This window comes from Bacteroides sp. L10-4 (genome assembly GCF_013373675.1).
Taxonomy (GTDB): domain Bacteria; phylum Bacteroidota; class Bacteroidia; order Bacteroidales; family Bacteroidaceae; genus Bacteroides; species Bacteroides muris.
In genome coordinates, this window is record NZ_JABXJH010000014.1 from 34,899 (window position 1) to 53,286 (window position 18,388).

The 18,388-nt window shown below is 50.7% G+C and carries 12 protein-coding genes and 1 pseudogene; all 13 read left to right on the forward strand.

Annotated elements, in window-relative coordinates; translation table 11 throughout:
- The first annotated feature begins 64 nt into the window (after positions 1-64).
- The 13 genes and pseudogenes from HU824_RS06570 (at position 65) to sufB (ending at position 18,374) form a co-directional block, all read left to right on the forward strand.
- A complete protein-coding gene (locus HU824_RS06570) occupies positions 65-949 on the forward strand; it encodes an esterase family protein (protein WP_176468423.1) in 885 nt (294 codons plus the stop codon).
- Positions 950-1,118: 169 nt separating this feature from the next.
- Positions 1,119-2,321 (forward strand): esterase, encoded by a 1,203-nt coding sequence (locus HU824_RS06575; protein ID WP_176468424.1) that lies wholly within the window; start codon positions 1,119-1,121, stop codon positions 2,319-2,321.
- Positions 2,322-2,410: 89 nt separating this feature from the next.
- Positions 2,411-3,607 carry an esterase gene (locus HU824_RS06580; RefSeq protein WP_176468425.1) on the forward strand — a complete coding sequence of 399 codons (1,197 nt, stop codon included), beginning with the start codon at positions 2,411-2,413 and terminating at the stop codon, positions 3,605-3,607.
- Positions 3,608-3,610: 3 nt separating this feature from the next.
- Positions 3,611-5,938 (forward strand): glycoside hydrolase family 3 C-terminal domain-containing protein, encoded by a 2,328-nt coding sequence (locus HU824_RS06585; protein WP_176468426.1) that lies wholly within the window; start codon positions 3,611-3,613, stop codon positions 5,936-5,938.
- A 136-nt stretch (positions 5,939-6,074) separates the two neighbouring features.
- Entirely contained in the window at positions 6,075-8,564 is a 2,490-nt protein-coding gene (locus HU824_RS06590) for a glycoside hydrolase family 3 N-terminal domain-containing protein (protein ID WP_176468427.1), read from the forward strand.
- Between the two features lie 100 nt (positions 8,565-8,664).
- Positions 8,665-10,557: an alpha-L-fucosidase gene (locus tag HU824_RS06595; protein WP_136010628.1), complete on the forward strand. Its 1,893-nt coding sequence runs from the start codon at positions 8,665-8,667 to the stop codon at positions 10,555-10,557.
- Positions 10,558-10,604: 47 nt separating this feature from the next.
- A complete protein-coding gene (locus HU824_RS06600) occupies positions 10,605-10,913 on the forward strand; it encodes a hypothetical protein (protein ID WP_176468428.1) in 309 nt (102 codons plus the stop codon).
- A gap of 55 nt (positions 10,914-10,968) precedes the next feature.
- Positions 10,969-11,176, forward strand: a pseudogene (locus HU824_RS06605) (HlyD family secretion protein); the annotation flags it as partial.
- 145 nt (positions 11,177-11,321) lie between these two features.
- On the forward strand, positions 11,322-11,789 hold the full coding sequence (rimP, locus tag HU824_RS06610; RefSeq protein WP_136010630.1) for a ribosome assembly cofactor RimP: 468 nt from the start codon (positions 11,322-11,324) through the stop codon (positions 11,787-11,789).
- Between the two features lie 4 nt (positions 11,790-11,793).
- A complete protein-coding gene (gene nusA, locus HU824_RS06615; RefSeq protein WP_136010631.1) occupies positions 11,794-13,059 on the forward strand; it encodes a transcription termination factor NusA in 1,266 nt (421 codons plus the stop codon).
- 122 nt (positions 13,060-13,181) lie between these two features.
- Complete coding sequence (infB, locus tag HU824_RS06620) at positions 13,182-16,229, forward strand: translation initiation factor IF-2 (protein WP_176468429.1); 3,048 nt, start codon at positions 13,182-13,184, stop codon at positions 16,227-16,229.
- A 129-nt stretch (positions 16,230-16,358) separates the two neighbouring features.
- The gene (locus tag HU824_RS06625; RefSeq protein WP_176468430.1) at positions 16,359-16,871 is read left to right on the forward strand and encodes a CvpA family protein; all 513 of its coding nucleotides are present in this window, start codon (positions 16,359-16,361) and stop codon (positions 16,869-16,871) included.
- A 48-nt stretch (positions 16,872-16,919) separates the two neighbouring features.
- Positions 16,920-18,374, forward strand: coding sequence for a Fe-S cluster assembly protein SufB (gene sufB, locus HU824_RS06630; protein ID WP_136010634.1), 1,455 nt, complete (start codon positions 16,920-16,922; stop codon positions 18,372-18,374).
- The last annotated feature ends 14 nt before the right edge of the window (positions 18,375-18,388 follow it).

An 18,388-nucleotide genomic window follows, 5' to 3' on the forward strand; every position in this document is an offset into this window, starting at 1 on the left:
TATATATCAATCCGTTTTAGAATGGAAAGCACTTATTTTGTAGTACATTTTTAAAATCTATGCTATGAAAAGATTGATACTTTCTCTTTTTGCCGTCTGCTCGCTGTGGATGGCAAATGCACAGAATCCTGCATGGGGACCGCAAAGCAAGGTCGTGACCGACAGCATCTACAGCACGGTGCTGAAGACGCACCGCGCCTATACCATCTATCTGCCTCAGAGCTATGACAAGGAGGTGGACAGGAAGTATCCCATTCTCTACCTGCTGCACGGCATGTCGGGGGTGAATACCAGCTGGTTTACGGACCAGCGTGTGAAGGACGTGATGGACCAGCTGACGGCATCGGGCGAGGCGTGCGAGATGATTATCGTCAGCCCCAACGCCGGAGGCAATCCGGCCACGTGCTGGAACGGTTACTTCAACATGCCGGGATGGGCTTACGAGGATTTCTTCTACAAGGAGTTCATGCCCTATATCGAGAAGACCTACCGTGTGGTGGGCGACCGTCAGCATTGTGCCGTTGCGGGCCTTTCGATGGGTGGTGGCGGAACCACAAGCTACGCGCAGCGCTATCCCGACCTCTATTGTGCGGCGTATGCCATGAGTGCCTTGATGAATATCCCCGTCAGTGGTGAGGCGGCGGGAAAAGACCCCGACCCCACGAACAAGGTGGCTGTGCTGACCCGTTCGGTGCAGGAGCATAGTTGCATCAAGTATGTGCTGGAGGCTGATGAGGCCCGTAAAGCCGCTCTGCGCACCGTGCAGTGGTTTGTGGATTGCGGTGACGATGATTTCCTGCTCGACCGTAACATCGAGTTCTTCCAGGCGATGCGCAATGCCGGCATTCCTTGCCAGTTCCGCGTGCGCGATGGAGGACACACCGGTGAATACTGGCATTCGGCATTGTATATGTGTTTGCCTTTTGTGAGCCGGTGCTTTGAGAGATAAGATTTATATAGGAGTGAGAAGCCGATAGTTTCGATAATGATGGGTTGTTATTGAGAAGTTATCATTGAAAAAGGTTTATTCATAACCGGGCTGTCGGCTTTGACTCTTAAGCCCGAAGGGTGATAATTCCCTTCAATGTCTTCCAGCTCCTTAAACAATTAAAATGATTATGAAGAAATTTATACTTTTATTTACCCTGTTGCTGATTTGTGCAATAACCTTTGCGCAGCAAGCCTTGTGGGGCGGTGCTCCGGTAGTTTCGCCGGAAATTCATGATGACAATACGGTCACTTTCCGCTTGAAGGCGCCGAAAGCCGTGAAGGTGCAGTTGACGGGTGACTTCCTGCCGCCGCACACCATCCAGACACCGAGGGGCGAGTATGACGCTCCGGGCACCGTCGATATGAAGGAGGGCAAGGACGGCGTGTGGGAATATACCACTGCCGAACCGCTGAACCCCGAACTGTACGGCTACTCATTTTACGTAGACGGCTTGAAAATAATGGACCCCGGCAACGTCTATATGATTCGCGACGTGGCAACTGTGACGAATGTGTTCATCATCGGCGGTGACCGTGCCGACCTCTACAAGGTGAACAAAGTGCCTCACGGAACAGTGAGACGTATGTGGTATAATAGTCCTACGTTGGGTATGGATCGCCGTCTGACGGTTTATACACCCGCCGGCTACGAGAACGGCAAGAAGCGTTACCCCGTCTTCTACCTGTTGCACGGCGCCGGAGGTGACGAAGAGGCATGGATTGCCTTGGGTCGTACTTCACAAATCCTGGATAACTTGATAGCGCAGGGCAAGGCCGAACCGATGATTGTAGTGATGACCAACGGCAATGCCTGGCAGGATGCCGCTCCCGGTGAATCGCCCAAAGGTTTCACTATCCCTTCCATGAGTCCGAAGGAACGTGCTTCCGCTCCGGAAGGAGGCTTCGAACTCTCTTTCCCGGAAGTCGTGAAATTCGTGGAGAAGAACTTCCGCACATTGCCGGACAAGAAGCACCGTGCCATTGCAGGCCTCTCGATGGGTGGCTTCCACTCTTGCAGCATCTCGAAGTACTATCCGGATATGTTCGACTATGTGGGCTTGTTCTCGGGTACTGCTTCCAGAAACGATAAGTCCACTTGTCCGGTCTATACCGACTTCGAGGGTAAACTGAAGACGCAGTTTGCCAAGAAACCGGCACTCTATTTCATCGCTTGCGGCAACCGTGACTTTGTCTTCAAGAGCGTGACGGACTTCCGCAAACTGCTCGATGACAACGGTTGCAAGTACGAGTATCTGGAAACGGGCGAGGGACATATCTGGAGGAACTGGCGCATCTATCTGACGGAGTTCGTGCCGAAGTTGTTCAAGTGACCTCGTGCCGATTGATTCACCCTGCACTTTGCCAATCCGAAGTGCAGGATTATAGACAATCTGTTTAATAACAAAATAATAAACCCATTATGAAAAGAATTTCTATTTTATCAGCTCTGTTGCTGATGTGTGCGATGACTTTCGCGCAGCAAGCTCTCTGGGGAGGTGCCCCCGTGGTATCACCTGAGATACACGACAACAATACAGTAACCTTTCGCCTGAAAGCACCGAAAGCCGTGAAGGTGCAGGTGACCGGCGACTTCCTGCCCACGCAGAAAATCAAGACTCCCTTCGGCGAGTTCGACGGACCGGGCGTGGCCGATTTGAAAGAGAACAAGGACGGTGTATGGGAATTCACTACTCCCGAACCACTGAAACCGGAACTCTACAGCTACACTTTCCTGGTAGATGGTCTGAAAATCAACGATCCCTCCAATGTTTATATGATTCGCGACGTGGCAAGCGTGACGAATGTGTTCATCATCGGCGGTGACGAGCGCATCGACCTCTACAAGGTGAATAAAGTTCCTCATGGAACAGTATCTAAGGTATGGTACAACAGCCCCACGCTGGGCATGGACCGTCGTTTGACTGTTTATACGCCTGCTGGATATGAGACAAGCGGCAAGCGCTACCCTGTCTTCTATCTGCTTCACGGTATGGGTGGCGACGAGAACGCATGGAGCGAACTGGGACGTACGGCACAGATTCTGGACAACCTCATCGCACAAGGCAAGGCTAAACCGATGATTGTGGTAATGACCAACGGCAATGCCGCATTGGAAGCTGCTCCAGGCGAATCTTCACTGGGCTTTGCCGCTCCCAGCATGAACCTGCCCAAGACGATGGAAGGCTCTTTCGAGACTGCTTTCCCCGACGTGGTGAAATTTATCGACAAGACTTACCGCACACAGGCTACAAAGAAGGGACGTGCCATTGCCGGATTATCTATGGGAGGTTTCCATTCCATGCACATCTCCAAACAATACCCGGACATGTTCGACTACGTAGGTCTGTTCTCCGCTGCCATCATGCCCAACAAGGATGTGAAGTCTCCGATTTATGACAATCTTGAAGCCAAGCTGAAGACGCAGTTTGCCAAGAAGCCGGCACTCTATTACATTGCCATCGGTGACAAGGACTTCTTGTTCCAAGCCAACAACGACTACCGCAAGATGCTGGACGAAAAGGGTTACAAGTATGAATATTATGAAACTGGAGAAGGTCATATCTGGAAGAACTGGCGTATCTATCTGACAGAATTCGCACCGAAGATATTTAAATAAGTTATGAAGAAGAATATCATATCCATGGCAGCGGTAATGGCTGTCTTGTCAGCTTGCGGACCGAGTGTGCCGCAGCTTGGAAAGTCGTCTTTGGATGAGGTGATTGGCGCCATGACCTTGGAAGAAAAAGCGCATCTGGTAGTAGGTACCGGTATGGCAGGCTTCTCGGGTGACAGTGCTGTTATCGGTGCAACGAGAAAGCTGGTGCCGGGTGCGGCAGGAACCACGTACTCGATTGAACGTCTCGGCATTCCCGCCGTGGTGCTGGCCGATGGTCCTGCCGGACTGCGTATTGACCCCACCCGTGAGGGGGATTCGGCTACATACTATTGTACTCATTTCCCTATCGGAACTTTGCTCGCCTCTACTTGGAATCAGGATTTGGTGGAAAGTGTAGGTCAGTCCATCGGTAACGAAGTGCTGGAATACGGTGCGGACGTGCTGTTGGCTCCGGCACTGAACATTCACCGTAACCCGCTTTGCGGACGTAACTTCGAGTATTATTCCGAAGACCCGGTGGTTTCGGGTAAGATTGCTGCCGCATACGTACGTGGGGTGCAGAGCAATGGCGTGGGTACTAGCATCAAGCATTTTGCCGTGAATAACCAGGAAACCAACCGTATGGCTACGGATGCACATGTTTCTCCACGCGCTTTGCGCGAAATCTACCTGAAAGGATTTGAGATTGCCGTGAAGGAATCCGCACCTTGGACTGTGATGTCCTCGTACAACTACCTGAACGGTGTCTATACTTCGGAAAACAAGGAGTTGCAGACAACGATGCTGCGCGACGAATGGGGCTTCAAGGGCATGGTGATGACTGACTGGTTCGGTGGCAAGGATGCCGTGGCACAGATGGTGGCAGGCAACGACATGTTGCAGCCCGGTTTGCCCAAGCAGTACGAAGCCATCGTGAAGGGTGTGCAGGATGGAGCGCTGGACGAAGCCATCCTCAATCAGAACGTGAAGCGCATCCTGGAAATGATTCTCCAGACTCCCCGTTTCAAGGGATATGAATACTCCAACAAGCCCGACTTGAAAGCACATGCCGCCGTTACCCGCCAGTCGGCGACGGAAGGTATGGTATTGCTGAAGAACGATAACGGTGCGCTGCCGCTGCCAGCTGATGTGAAGAACGTGGCACTCTTCGGTTGTACTTCCTACGACTTCATTGCCGGCGGTACAGGTTCGGGCAATGTGAACCGTGCTTATACCGTTTCGCTGCTGGACGGCTTGAAGAATGCCGGCTACGTGGTGGACGAAGCACTGAAGGACAGTTACGAGGCTTACCTGAAAGCTGAGAAAGAACGTCTCTCCAAAGTCAAGAAAGAATGGTTCATGCCCGATGAACGTCCCGCTGAGATGGTCGTGTCTGCACAGGTCATCCGCGAGCAGGCTGCTAAGGCCGATGTGGCACTGGTAACGCTGGGACGTACCTCCGGTGAGTTCCTCGACCGTATGGTAGCAGACTTCAACCTCACCAAAGAGGAGCTGGACATGCTGAAAGCCGTGTCCGGTGCTTTCCATGCTGCCGGAAAGAAGGTAGTGGTGGTGCTCAACATCGGCGGGGTGATTGAAACCGCTTCCTGGAAATCTGTTCCCGATGCCATCCTTTGTGCATGGCAGGCAGGCCAAGAGGGAGGAAACAGTGTGGCCGACGTGTTGAGCGGCAAGGCTTCTCCTTCGGGCAAGCTGACAATGACTTTCCCGGTGAAGTTTGAAGATGCCGCTTCTTCCGCCAATTTCCCGATAGATATGCGCGTAAGCACTGACCTTGTGAACAAGGGCGAGAAGAAGAATGACGTGAAGAATGTGGACTATGCCGATTACGAAGAGGATATCTACGTGGGTTACCGTTACTTCGATACCTTTGGCAAGCAGGTTTCCTATCCTTTCGGTTACGGTCTCTCCTATACAGCTTTTGCTTACGGCAAGGCTGCTGTCAAGGCTGACAACGGCGTCTATGCCGTATCGGTGGAAGTGAAGAACATCGGTAAGATGGCAGGCAAGGAGGTGGTTCAGCTTTATGTATCTGCTCCCGATGCCGCAGATGCCGACAAACCCGAAAAGGAACTGAAGGCCTTTGCCAAGACCAAGGAACTGAAACCGGGCGAAGCGGTTGTGGTGACGCTGAAGGTGAATGCTGATGACCTGGCTTCCTACGATGAGGCTGCATCGGCATGGGTGGTAACTCCCGGAAACTACAAGTTTCTCGTCGGAGCTTCCTCACGCGATATCAGGGCTACGCTGGAGGCTGAAGTAGCTGCCGCAACGCAGAAGACGAACGATATCCTGAAACTTCAGGAACCGATGAATCTCTTGAAGAGATGAGAGTAGGATTGTCTGAAAAAATAACAAATCATACCCTAAAAAACATCCTGTTGTACCCTTTGGTATGGTAGGATGTTCTTATCTTTGTGCCTGGTATAAACAGATAATGCAACTATTATAAACCAATATCACAACCATGAGTAAAAAGTTAATCTTATCTTTAGCCCTGTCAGGGTTAGTACTTACTGCTACGGCGCAGACCACTGTTGCGCCTGCCATTCCAAGAGACGAGACAATAGAATTGCAGATTGAGACTTTGCTGAAGAAAATGACGCTTGACGAGAAGGTCGGACAGATGTGCGAACTCACCATCGATGTTCTGCAGAAACGCGTCAATCCCTTTGCCGGTCTCGACCCGAAGAACATTACGGTGAAGGATTTGCAAAAAATCATCAAGAGATACAGACTTGAAAAGGAGTTCAAGTTGGGCAAGGAGATGCCTTCGCAGGATGTGATGATGAAGCTTTACATGCGCATCCAGGGGATAGAGAATGCCAAAGGCTTCCAGTTGGACGAGGCGATGCTTGACTCGGTCATCGGAAAATACAAAGTAGGCTCCATCCTGAACGTCCCCAACGGTGTGGCACAGAGTGTAGAGAAGTGGCAGGAAATCATCAAACGCATTCAGGAGAAATCCATGGAAGTGATGGGCATCCCTTGTGTATATGGCGTAGACCAAATACATGGAACTACCTATACGTTGGGCGGTACTTTCTTCCCGCAGGGCGTCAACATGGGAGCTACCTTCAATCGTGAACTGACGCGTGAGGGGGCACGCATCTCTGCCTACGAAACTAAGGCGGGAAGCATCCCTTGGACGTATGCTCCGGTGACCGACCTCGGACGTGACCCCCGCTGGCCGCGTATGTGGGAAAACTACGGTGAAGACTGCTATGTAAATGCTGAAATGGGACGTGAAGCCGTTATCGGCTTCCAAGGCGGGAATCCCAACTTGATTGGTGAAAACAACGTTGCCGCTTGTATGAAGCACTATATGGGTTATGGTGTTCCCGTATCCGGCAAGGACCGTACCCCGTCTTCCATCACCGAGCAGGATATGCGCGAGAAGCATTTCGCTCCTTATCTGGAGATGGTGAAAGCCGGTGCCCTCTCTGTGATGGTGAATTCCGCTATGAATAACGGTTTGCCTTTCCATGCCAACTACGAACTGCTGACCAAGTGGCTGAAAGAAGACCTCAACTGGGACGGTATGATTGTGACCGACTGGGCGGATATTAACAACCTTTATAGCCGCGACCATATTGCTAAGGACAAGAAGGAGGCCATCAAACTCGCCATCAATGCCGGTATCGACATGTCTATGGACCCGTACGACTGGAAGTTCTGCACGCTCTTGAAGGAGCTGGTGGAAGAAGGCGAAGTCCCCATGAGCCGCATTGATGATGCTGTCCGTCGTGTATTGCGCCTGAAGTACCGTCTCAATCTGTTTGAAAAGCCTTACTATGACTTGAAGGACTTCCCGTTGTTCGGCAGCGAGGAACATGCTGCCGCTGCATTGCATGCTGCCGAAGAGTCTTTGGTGCTCTTGAAGAATACAGACGGCATATTGCCGCTGGCAAGAGGCAAGAAGTTGCTGGTTACCGGCCCGAATGCCAACTCCATGCGTTGCCTCAACGGCGGCTGGTCTTACTCTTGGCAGGGTGACAAGGCCGACGAGCATGCGGGTCAATATAATACCATTCTCGAGGCCTTCACCCATAAATTCGGTGCGGACAATATCATCTACGAAGCCGGTGTTACCTACAAGCAAGGTGGCAACTGGTGGGAAGAGAATGCTCCTGAGATAGAGAAAGCCGTAGCTGCCGCTGCGGGTGCCGACTACATCGTGGCATGCATCGGTGAGAACTCCTACTGCGAAACTCCGGGTAACCTGACGAACCTTTTCCTCTCCCAGAATCAGCTCGACCTGGTGAAGGCTCTTGCCAAGACCGGCAAGCCCGTCATTCTGATACTGAATGAAGGTCGTCCCCGTCTGATTGCCGACATTGAGCCTTTGGCTAAGGCTGTTGTGAACACTATGCTTCCGGGTAACTACGGTGGTGATGCCTTGGCAAACCTCATTGCCGGCGATGCCAACTTCAGCGGAAAGATGCCTTTCACTTATCCGAAGGAAATCAACTCGCTGATTACGTACGACTACAAACCGTGCGAACACATTGGCAAGCAGATGGAAGGTGCTTATAACTACGATGCGCAAGTGTCTGTACAGTGGGCATTCGGCTACGGTTTGAGCTATACCACCTTTGCGTACAGCAATCTCAAGGTGGATAAGGCAAGCTTTACCGCCAACGATGTGCTTACGTTCACCGTAGATGTGAAGAATACCGGTAACCGCATCGGCAAGGAAAGCGTGCTGCTGTTCAGCAGCGACCTCGTTGCCTCCCTTACTCCCGATACCCGCCGCCTCCGTGCTTTTGAGAAGATAGAGCTGAAACCCGGTGAAACCAAGACCGTGACTCTGAAAGTGAAGGCTTCCGATCTTGCTTTTGTAGGTTATGAAGGCAAGTGGATTCTGGAGAAAGGTGACTTCCGCATTCAGGCGGGCAACCAGACGGTAAACGTGGTTTGTACGGATACCAAGAAGTGGGAGACTCCGAACAAATAGCCGAAATTGTTTGTCATTGAAATAGGAAAACGCTGCTGATAGAATTGTCAGTGGCGTTTTTTGCTTATCTTTACCGCCTGACATCAAATATAATGATACTATGAGATTTTTTGCATCAATGACATCCAGTCTCGCCATGGCTCTGGCTATGGCATCTTGTTCGTCGTCGGACGTCAAAACGCCGGAGGCGATTCTGCCCATTCCCGAACAGAAACAAGTAGAGTGGCAGCAAATGGAAACGTATGCCTTCATCCATTTTGGTCTGAACACCTTCAACGATCGCGAGTGGGGGTACGGCGATTCCGACCCTGCTACCTTCAACCCCGCCAGACTTGACTGCGAGCAGTGGGCGCAGACGCTGGTCAACTCCGGTATGAAAGGCGTCATCCTTACCGCCAAGCACCATGATGGTTTCTGCCTTTGGCCTTTTCAGGGCACGGACTACAGCATCGCCCACTCTCCTTATAAGGATGGAAAGGGCGACATCGTACGCGAACTCTCCGATGCCTGCCGGAAGTACGGGCTGAAATTTGCCGTCTATCTTTCGCCGTGGGACAGGAACCGGGCCGATTACGGCACTCCCGCCTATCTGGACTACTTCTATGCACAGCTTCGCGACCTGCTGACCAACTACGGCGAAGTGTTCGAAGTCTGGTTCGATGGTGCCAATGGTGGTGACGGCTGGTATGGCGGTGCCAAAGACATGCGTACCATCGATCGTAAGAACTATTATAACTATCCGCGTATCTACGAAATGCTGGACAGCATACAGCCGCAGGCGGTCATCTTCTCCGACGGAGGTCCCGGATGCCGCTGGGTGGGTAATGAGAAAGGCTTTGCCGGTGCCACCAATTGGTCGTTCCTCCGCAAGGGGGAAGTCTTTCCGGGTTATGACAAAAGCTACGAACTGCAATACGGACATCCTGATGGCAACCAGTGGGTGCCGGCAGAGTGCGACGTCTCCATCCGTCCGGGCTGGTTCTATCATCCTGAAGAGGACAACCGTGTAAAGACGCCCGAACAGCTGCTCGATCTTTACTACCGCAGTGTGGGACACAACGGCACACTGCTGCTCAACTTCCCCGTCGACCGCAACGGGCTGATTCATCCCGTTGATTCTGCCAACGCCGTCCGCTTCCACCAACTGGCGCAGCAGGAACTGAAGACCAACCTGGTGGCAGGGCTCACCCCGAAGGTTTCCAATGAGCGGGGCGGACACTTCAAGGCCGCTGCCATGACCGACAGCGATTATGATACCTATTGGGCTACTGAAGACGGTGTTCATACCGCCGATGTGGAATTCGCTTTCGACACCCCCCGGCGCATGAACCGCATGCTCTTACAAGAGTATATTCCGCTAGGGCAGCGGGTGAAGTCGTTCGTGGTAGAATACAAGGATAAGCAAGGCGCATGGCTTCCCGTACGCCTGAACGAAGAAACCACCACCATCGGCTATAAGCGTCTGTTGCGTTTTGAGACGATTACGTCCGATGCGCTCCGCATCCGCTTCACCGATTCCCGCGGACCGTTGTGCATTAGCAGCATTGGCGTGTACGATGCAGGCCAAGGAGCCGACATCGCCTATACCGTGCCGACGGAGCAACTGAAAAGCTTCTCTTTTACTTTGCCCGACCTGCCGGAACAAGATTCCGCCCTTGCTGCCGACCGCAATGCGCAGACCACTCTCTTTGTAGAAGGCGACCGCCTGCTCATCGACCTGGGCGCCGAGCGTACCGTTTCCTCGTTCCATTTCCTGCCCGACCAGGCAGAACCCAACCGGGGACTTGTCGCCACTTACGAGCTGTCGGTGGGCATGGTGCCCGACCGAGTGAATCGTTTGGTGAAGAGCGGTGAGTTCTCCAACATCCGGAACAATCCGGTCATGCAGTCCGTCTACTTCACTCCGGTCAAGGCACGCTACCTCGTGCTGAAAGCCACCCGTATGGTAGTGCCCGGAGAGGCGATGGGGTTTGCCGAGATAGCCGTCCAGTGATAGCTTCTAAAATGGGAATGTTTTTTAGTAATATTGGATAAATAAATATGAAAATGAAGAAAGTTGTGTTGTGCTCGTTTATGTGCATTATGTTTTCGGCTTGTCAGCACGCTGTTAAAAGTAACCGAGAACTGTTTGATGAACAATATGAAAAAAAATTGAAGTCTTGTGTGAGGGTTATGATTGATAATGCCGATGTGGATTCTTTGCAAGCAGAGTCGATCTGCTCTTGTCTACTGAACAATTTGTTTCTTATTGATTCTAATTTTGTAAAGATGCCGGATGATAGTTTGACGTTGTTATTAGATATAAACAGAGAAAAATTAGAAAAAATGTGTAATAAGGGAACTGAATGAGTGGAGTGATGTTTCTGCCAGTTCCTATGGAAAAGGTCATACCTATAGCGTCTCAATTCGGACAATTTCGTCGGCACCTACGGAAGTGGGGCTCTGTCTATGTAGTGGAAATCGCTTTGCCTGAAGGATTGCGTACCAATTACGGTAAGCTGTTGCCTGCTTCGCGTGAGTTGAAGGGAACGGCGGATATTATTCTTGCCGATAGAAATGTATTGGAGAGATTGCTGGCGCCGTTGAGAAAGGTGGTGGAATATGAAGAGTAATATTTTGATTGTTTGAATCGTTAAAACTATCTTTTTTCTCCTAATATTTTGTAGTCGAACATATTATTTATATCTTTGCATGCGGAAACGGATGAAAGGTGGAGGGGCGATCAAGCTCCTCTTTTTTGTTCTTAATGGTTAATCTATGATAGAAAAGAAAACTGTTTGTCAGATTGTTGACGAGTGGCTGGAAGGAAAGGACTACTTCCTCGTGGAGGTGACAATCAGCCCGGATGACAAGATTGTGGTGGAAATAGACCACAAGGAAGGTGTTTGGATTGAGGACTGCGTGGAGCTGAGCCGCTACATCGAGTCTAAGTTGAACCGTGAGGATGAGGATTATGAGTTGGAAGTAGGCTCGGCCGGCATCGGGCAGCCATTCAAGGTACTGCAGCAGTACATGAACCACATCGGCAAGGAAGTGGAAGTGCTGACAAAGGACGGATGCAAGTTCTGCGGCGTGCTGAAGGAAGCCGACAAACAGCATTTCGTCGTTACCATCCAGAAGAAAGTGAAAGAAGAAGGTGCCAAGCGTCCCAAGATGGTGGATGAGGACTTGGACTTTGCGTATGAAGAGATAAAATATACTAAATACTTAATCAGTTTTAAATAAGACTATGGCCAAAAAAGTAGAAACTGTCAGCTTGATAGATACATTCTCGGAATTTAAGGAACTGAAGAACATCGACAGGACCACGATGGTAAGCGTACTCGAGGAGTCGTTCCGTAGTGTGATTGCGAAAATGTTCGGTACCGATGAGAATTACGACGTAATTGTAAACCCGGACAAGGGTGACTTCGAAATATGGCGTAACCGTGAGGTAGTGGCGGACGAAGACCTGGAAAATCCGAATCTGCAGATTGCATTGACCGAGGCACAGAAGATTGATGCTTCGTATGAGGTGGGCGAGGAAGTGACGGATGAAGTTATCTTCGCGAACTTTGGTCGCCGTGCCATCCTGAACTTGCGCCAGACGCTGGCCTCCAAGATTTTGGAACTGGAAAAAGACAGTATTTACAACAAATACATTGATAAGGTGGGTACCATCATCAATGCGGAGGTCTACCAGATTTGGAAAAAAGAGATGCTGCTGCTTGATGATGAGGGCAATGAGCTGTTGCTGCCCAAGACCGAACAGATACCGAGTGACTTCTACCGCAAGGGTGAGACCGCCCGCGCCGTGGTGGCACGTGTGGACAACAAGAACAATAATCCGAAGATTATCCTGAGCCGTACGTCGCCCGTCTTCCTGCAACGTCTGTTCGAGATGGAAGTACCTGAAATCAATGACGGACTGATTACCATCAAGAAGATTGCCCGCATCCCCGGCGAGCGTGCCAAGATTGCCGTTGAAAGCTACGATGACCGTATCGACCCGGTAGGTGCCTGCGTGGGTGTGAAGGGTAGCCGTATTCATGGTATTGTCCGCGAGCTTCGCAACGAGAATATCGACGTCATCAACTATACGTCGAATACTCAGTTGTTCATACAGCGTGCCTTGAGCCCTGCCAAGATTTCCTCCATCCGCTTGAACGAGGAAGAACGCAAGGCCGAAGTGTTCCTGAAACCGGAAGAGGTGTCGCTGGCTATCGGTAAAGGCGGCTTGAATATCAAGCTGGCCAGTATGTTGACTGAGTACACCATCGACGTGTTCCGTGAGTTGGATGAGGCCATAGAGGATGAAGACATCTACTTGGATGAGTTCCGTGATGAGATAGACGGTTGGGTCATCGATGCCATCAAGGCTATCGGTATAGATACGGCAAAGGCTGTGTTGAACGCTCCCCGTGAGATGTTGATTGAGAAGACGGACCTCGAAGAAGAGACGGTGGACGAGGTATTGCGCATTTTGAAACAGGAGTTTGAAGAGGAGGAGCAGTAATGTGGTAATGTGGGTAGTATGCTAATGTGCCAATGCAGATAGCATATCGGATGAAGTGCACACTCCTTTTTTCTCAGCCAATTAGCACATTAGCATATTGGCGCATTAATTCATTAATTAGTATGACGATAAGGTTAAACAAAGTAACAAGAGATTTGAATGTGGGAATTACGACGGCTGTCGAGTTCCTGCAAAAGAAGGGGTTTGCCGTTGAGGCAAATCCGAACACGAAAATTACGGATGAACAGTTCGAACTGCTTAAAAAGGAGTTTAGTACAGATAAGGACCTTAAGATAAAGTCGGAGCGTTTCAGCCAGGAACGTCAGAGCAAGGATCGCAACAAAGCGTCTGTGTCTATTGACGGCTATAAGGAAACGCAGGAAAAAGCGAAACCTGAGGAGATTAAGACAGTTGTTCCGGAAGATGTACGTCCGAAGTTCAAGCCGGTAGGCAAGATTGATTTGGATAAATTAAACCGTAGACCTGTTCCTGCTCAGGAAAAAGAGAAAGAAGTGGAAATAGTGGCAGAGGAGAAGAAGGTGGAGGAATCGGTAGTTGTAGAGACACCGAAACCGGAACCTACTCCTGCCCCCCAACCGGAGCCACAGCCGCAACCGGAGGTACAGTCAGCATCTGAGTCCGAGCCGCAGCTTGTTTCGGAACTGCAGCCCCAACCCGTTGTCAAGGAAGAACCTGCTTCGGTTGTTGAGGCTAAACAAGAAATTGAAAAGGAAGAAATGATAGAAACGCCTGCCCTCGCACCGGCAGCTAAAGAAGCACCGGTTGAAAAAGAGGTGAAAGAAGAAGGAGAAGAAATCTTCAAAATACATCAGCCCGAGTTTGTTTCGAAGATTAATGTCATCGGACAGATAGATTTGGCTGCCTTGAACCAGTCCACACGTCCGAAGAAGAAATCGAAAGAGGAGAAACGTAAGGAGCGTGAAGAGAAGGAAAAGATTCGCCAAGACCAGAAGAAACAGATGAAGGAAGCTATCATCAAGGAAATCCGCCGTGATGACAGCAAGTTAAAGGACACTGCTGCCGGCGATGCCAATGGCAAAAAGAAGCGTGTCCGTATCAATAAGGAGAAAGTGGATATCAACAATGCCTCCAACTTTCAGCGTAGTGGCAACGATCGTGGACACGCAGGTGCCCAGCAAGGTCAGGGTGCCCGCCCGCAAGGTGGGAACCAGCCTGGTGGAAGCAATTCCAACAATAACCGCAACCGCAATAAAGACCGCTTCAAGAAGCCGGTCATCAAGCAGGAGGTTAGCGAGGAAGATGTAGCAAAGCAGGTAAAGGAAACTTTGGCACGCCTCACTTCAAAAGGAAAGAACAAAGGTGCCAAGTATCGTAAGGAGAAACGTGAAATGGCTTCCAGCCGTATGCAGGAATTGGAAGACATGGAAATGGCAGAAAGTAAGGTGTTGAAAATCACGGAATTTGTGACAGCCAACGAGTTGGCAAGCATGATGGATATTTCCGTTACCCAGGTCATCGCCACTTGTATGAGCATTGGTATCATGGTATCCATCAACCAGCGTCTGGATGCGGAGACCATCAACCTGGTGGCTGAGGAATTCGGCTTCAAGACGGAATATGTCAGTGCGGAAGTGGCGCAGGCCATTGTAGAGGAAGAGGATGATGAGGAAGACTTGGAACCTCGTGCTCCGATTGTGACGGTGATGGGTCACGTAGACCACGGTAAGACTTCATTGCTCGATTACATCCGCAAGGCGAATGTGATTGCCGGTGAGGCGGGTGGTATCACACAGCACATCGGTGCCTACCACGTGTCATTGGACGACGGACGTAAGATTACGTTCCTCGATACTCCGGGTCACGAAGCGTTTACCGCCATGCGTGCCCGTGGTGCCAAGGCTACGGATATTGCCATCATCATTGTGGCTGCTGACGACAATGTGATGCCGCAGACAAAGGAAGCCATCAACCATGCCATGGCTGCGGGTGTTCCCATTGTATTTGCAATCAATAAGATTGATAAGCCGACTGCCAACCCCGACAAAATCAAGGAAGAGCTGGCTGCCATGAACTTCCTGGTGGAAGAGTGGGGCGGTAAGTATCAGTCGCAGGATATCTCTGCCAAAAAGGGTATCGGTGTACCCGAGCTGATGGAGAAAGTGCTGCTCGAAGCGGAAATGCTGGAGCTGAAAGCAAACCCGAACCGTCGTGCTACCGGGTCCATCATCGAATCTTCATTGGATAAGGGGCGTGGCTATGTGGCTACGGTATTGGTTTCTAACGGTACGCTGAAGATGGGCGACATCGTGCTGGCAGGTACCAGCTACGGTAAGGTAAAGGCCATGTTCAACGAACGTAACCAGCGCATGAAGGAAGCCGGTCCTTCTACACCGGCCTTGATATTGGGCTTGAACGGTGCGCCTGCTGCAGGTGACACGTTCCACGTAATCGAGACGGAGCAGGAAGCACGCGAGATTGCCAACAAACGTGAGCAATTACAGCGTGAACAAGGTCTGCGTACGCAGAAGATGTTGACGCTTGACGAAGTGGGCCGCCGTCTGGCACTGGGTGACTTCCATGAGCTGAATGTGATTGTGAAGGGTGACGTGGACGGTTCTGTGGAAGCGTTGAGCGACTCTTTGATTAAGCTGTCTACGGAGCAGGTGCAGGTGAACGTAATTCACAAGGGTGTCGGTCAGATTTCCGAATCGGATGTTTCTCTGGCTGCCGCTTCGGATGCGATAATCGTCGGTTTCCAGGTACGTCCTTCGGGTGCTGCCGCCAAGCTGGCAGAGCAGGAGGGTGTGGATATCCGCAAGTATTCCGTCATCTACGATGCCATCGAAGAGGTGAAGGCTGCCATGGAAGGTATGCTGGCACCGACTTTGAAGGAGCAGGTTACGGCAACCATCGAGGTGCGCGAGGTGTTCAACATCACGAAGGTGGGACTTGTGGCAGGTGCCATGGTCAAGACCGGAAAGGTGAAACGCAGCGACAAGGCCCGTTTGATACGCGACGGTATCGTAATCTTTACAGGTGCCATCAATGCCCTGAAGCGCTTCAAGGACGACGTGAAGGAGGTAGGTACCAACTTCGAGTGCGGTATCAGCCTGACAAACTGCAACGACATCAAGGTGGGCGATATTATCGAATCTTACGAAGAAATAGAAGTGAAGCAAACATTATAATTGAATAATGTGCAAATATGCTAATGTGCCAATTGGCTGCGTGTAAAGAAAATGCCGCAGGGCAATTGGCACATTTTGCATATTAGCTATTTGCTCATTGGTACATTAATACATTAATACATTAATTTTATGGCAGTTATAGATATCATCATATTGGCAGTTTTCGGCTTGGGCGCAATCGTCGGCTTCATGAAAGGTTTTGTGAAGCAATTGGCCTCTCTGCTGGGGCTGATTGTCGGTCTGCTGGCGGCAAAGGCTTTGTATGCTTCGTTGGCAGCGAAGCTGTGCCCCACATTGACAGACTCTATGACAGTGGCGCAAGTACTGGCATTTGTCCTCATCTGGCTGGCTGTTCCCTTGCTCTTCTCCCTGGTGGCTTCTCTGCTGACCCAGGCAATGGAGGCCGTCTCGCTGGGCTGGCTCAATCATTGGTTGGGAGCCGGTCTGGGGGCTTTGAAGTACCTCCTGCTGACGAGCCTGCTGATTGGTGTCATCGAATTTATAGACGGAGACAATGCGCTGATTGGCAAAACAAAAAAGAAAGAATCAGTGTTATATTATCCTATGGAAGAGTTTGCCGGGATATTCTTTCCCGCGGCAAAGGCGGTTACGGAGCAGATTGTAAACGGAGACTTTGACTGATACCGTGAGCCGTGATTTTGTAATTCATAATTTGTAATTATAGAAGTGATGCAACAAGAAGAACCCAATAAATATGTAAAGGAACTCACTCAGGAAAAGTATAAGTATGGTTTCACGACCGACGTGCATACCGACATCATTGAGCGCGGGCTGAATGAAGATGTTGTGCGGCTTATCTCTGAGAAGAAGGGAGAACCGGAATGGTTGCTGGAGTTCCGCCTGAAGGCATATCGCCACTGGCTGACGTTGGAGATGCCTACATGGGCACATCTCCGCATTCCCGAAATAGATTATCAGGCCATATCCTACTATGCTGACCCTACGAAGAAGAAGGAGGGCCCGAAGAGCATGGATGAGGTGGACCCTGAGTTGATAAAGACTTTCAATAAGCTGGGCATTCCGCTGGAAGAGCAGATGGCGTTGAGCGGTATGGCTGTGGATGCCGTTATGGACTCGGTGTCTGTAAAGACTACCTTCAAGGAGACGCTGATGGAGAAAGGAATCATCTTCTGCTCGTTCAGCGAGGCTGTACGCGAGCATCCCGACTTGGTACAGAAATATCTCGGTTCGGTGGTGCCTTATCGTGACAACTTCTTTGCGGCACTGAACTCGGCGGTGTTCTCCGACGGTTCTTTTGTCTATATCCCGAAGGGGGTACGCTGTCCGATGGAGTTGTCCACCTATTTCCGCATCAATGCCCGCAATACGGGGCAGTTCGAAAGAACCTTGATTGTGGCGGATGATGATTCGTACGTTTCTTATCTGGAAGGGTGTACGGCTCCGATGCGTGACGAGAACCAGTTGCACGCAGCCATTGTGGAAATTGTAGTGCACGACCGTGCAGAAGTGAAATACAGCACCGTGCAGAACTGGTATCCCGGTGATGCCGAGGGCCGGGGTGGTGTTTATAACTTTGTGACGAAACGTGGTCATTGTAAAGGAGTGGACAGTAAGCTCTCCTGGACCCAAGTGGAAACTGGTTCGGCCATTACTTGGAAATATCCGTCCTGCATCCTTTCCGGCGACAATTCGACGGCAGAATTCTATAGTGTGGCAGTAACCAATAACCATCAGCAGGCAGACACGGGAACAAAAATGATTCATCTGGGCAAGAATACCCGGAGTACCATTGTGAGCAAAGGTATCTCTGCCGGAAAGAGTGAGAACTCTTACCGTGGCCTGGTGCGCGTGGCACAGAGAGCGGACAATGCCCGTAATTACAGCCAGTGCGACTCCTTGTTGCTTGGCGACAAATGCGGTGCGCACACTTTCCCTTACATGGACATCCGAAACGAAACGGCCATCGTGGAGCATGAGGCCACTACCAGCAAAATCAGTGAGGACCAGATATTCTACTGCAACCAACGCGGTATTTCTACGGAAGATGCCGTAGGACTGATTGTGAACGGTTATGCCAAGGAGGTATTGAATAAGCTGCCAATGGAGTTTGCCGTAGAAGCGCAGAAATTGCTTGCTATTTCGCTGGAAGGAAGCGTGGGGTGATTAAATTGTAAATT

Excerpts from the sequence above, each read along its gene's own strand:
- HU824_RS06585 (WP_176468426.1), top strand. The coding sequence starts at position 3,611 with ATGAAGAAGAATATCATATCCATGGCAGCGGTAATGGCTGTCTTGTCA.
- rimP (WP_136010630.1), top strand. The coding sequence starts at position 11,322 with ATGATAGAAAAGAAAACTGTTTGTCAGATTGTTGACGAGTGGCTGGAA.
- sufB (WP_136010634.1), top strand. The coding sequence starts at position 16,920 with ATGCAACAAGAAGAACCCAATAAATATGTAAAGGAACTCACTCAGGAA.
- HU824_RS06600 (WP_176468428.1), top strand. The coding sequence starts at position 10,605 with ATGAAAATGAAGAAAGTTGTGTTGTGCTCGTTTATGTGCATTATGTTT.
- HU824_RS06625 (WP_176468430.1), top strand. The coding sequence starts at position 16,359 with ATGGCAGTTATAGATATCATCATATTGGCAGTTTTCGGCTTGGGCGCA.
- HU824_RS06575 (WP_176468424.1), top strand. The coding sequence starts at position 1,119 with ATGAAGAAATTTATACTTTTATTTACCCTGTTGCTGATTTGTGCAATA.
- infB (WP_176468429.1), top strand. The coding sequence starts at position 13,182 with ATGACGATAAGGTTAAACAAAGTAACAAGAGATTTGAATGTGGGAATT.
- HU824_RS06580 (WP_176468425.1), top strand. The coding sequence starts at position 2,411 with ATGAAAAGAATTTCTATTTTATCAGCTCTGTTGCTGATGTGTGCGATG.
- nusA (WP_136010631.1), top strand. The coding sequence starts at position 11,794 with ATGGCCAAAAAAGTAGAAACTGTCAGCTTGATAGATACATTCTCGGAA.
- HU824_RS06570 (WP_176468423.1), top strand. The coding sequence starts at position 65 with ATGAAAAGATTGATACTTTCTCTTTTTGCCGTCTGCTCGCTGTGGATG.
- HU824_RS06590 (WP_176468427.1), top strand. The coding sequence starts at position 6,075 with ATGAGTAAAAAGTTAATCTTATCTTTAGCCCTGTCAGGGTTAGTACTT.
- HU824_RS06595 (WP_136010628.1), top strand. The coding sequence starts at position 8,665 with ATGAGATTTTTTGCATCAATGACATCCAGTCTCGCCATGGCTCTGGCT.